Raw genomic sequence first — 874 nt, forward strand, 5'->3', positions numbered from 1 at the left:
CCGTCAGCCTCCACCACTTAAAAACGATCACAAAGCTGACGCTTGGTCGTTCGAATCGTCGCGGGATGGAGCAGCTCGGTAGCTCGTCGGGCTCATAACCCGAAGGTCGCAGGTTCAAATCCTGCTCCCGCAACCAAATTTTCTTTCGTCCTTGTTTCTTGGATTTTATAACAGTCGAATGGAACGCATTGGGCGAAGTCGCATAAATATGGAGCTGTGGTGAAGTTGGAGTTCACGCCGGTCTGTCACACCGGAGGTCGCGGGTTCGAGTCCCGTCAGCTCCGCCATTTATCACTTGAATAGCATGAGCCATTAGCTCAGTTGGTAGAGCATCTGACTTTTAATCAGAGGGTCGAAGGTTCGAGTCCTTCATGGCTCACCAGTGTTTTTCCAAAAGTGGATATGCGGTCGTGGCGGAATTGGCAGACGCGCTAGATTCAGGTTCTAGTGGTGGCAACACCGTGGAGGTTCAAGTCCTCTCGACCGCACCAAATTATCCTGCGAAGGATGAAAAGTGCGGACGTAGCTCAATTGGTAGAGCGTCGCCTTGCCAAGGCGAAGGTCGCGGGTTCGAGACCCGTCGTCCGCTCCATAAATCATGTGCCCTTAGCTCAGCTGGATAGAGCGTTTGACTACGAATCAAAAGGTCGGGAGTTCGAATCTCTCAGGGCACGCTTTTCTTTCAATAATCGGGAAGTAGCTCAGCTTGGTAGAGTACTTGGCTTGGGACCAAGGGGTCGCAGGTTCGAATCCTGTCTTCCCGACCATTGAGTTCACGCTTGTTTTTGAGAATTTAAGTGTTGACTCAAAAAGGTGATTGTGATAACATTAAGTTCCTGCTGATTTAGCAGAACTAAAAATGCTCTTTGAAAAC

7 tRNA genes are annotated in these 874 nt (G+C 49.9%); all 7 read left to right on the forward strand.

Features of this window, described 5'->3' with window-relative positions:
• Positions 1-59: 59 nt before the first annotated feature.
• The 7 genes from EDM57_RS13490 (at position 60) to EDM57_RS13520 (ending at position 767) form a co-directional block, all read left to right on the forward strand.
• Positions 60-136 (forward strand) — tRNA-Met (locus tag EDM57_RS13490).
• A 74-nt stretch (positions 137-210) separates the two neighbouring features.
• Positions 211-287, forward strand: a tRNA-Asp gene (locus EDM57_RS13495).
• Between the two features lie 19 nt (positions 288-306).
• Positions 307-382, forward strand: a tRNA-Lys gene (locus EDM57_RS13500).
• A 22-nt stretch (positions 383-404) separates the two neighbouring features.
• A tRNA-Leu gene (locus EDM57_RS13505) sits at positions 405-491 on the forward strand.
• 25 nt (positions 492-516) lie between these two features.
• A tRNA-Gly gene (locus EDM57_RS13510) sits at positions 517-592 on the forward strand.
• An 8-nt stretch (positions 593-600) separates the two neighbouring features.
• Positions 601-674 (forward strand) — tRNA-Arg (locus EDM57_RS13515).
• Between the two features lie 16 nt (positions 675-690).
• Positions 691-767, forward strand: a tRNA-Pro gene (locus EDM57_RS13520).
• Positions 768-874: the final 107 nt, after the last annotated feature.

The sequence above is a fragment of the Brevibacillus gelatini genome (assembly GCF_003710935.1).
Taxonomy (GTDB): Bacteria; Bacillota; Bacilli; order Brevibacillales; family Brevibacillaceae; genus Brevibacillus; species Brevibacillus gelatini.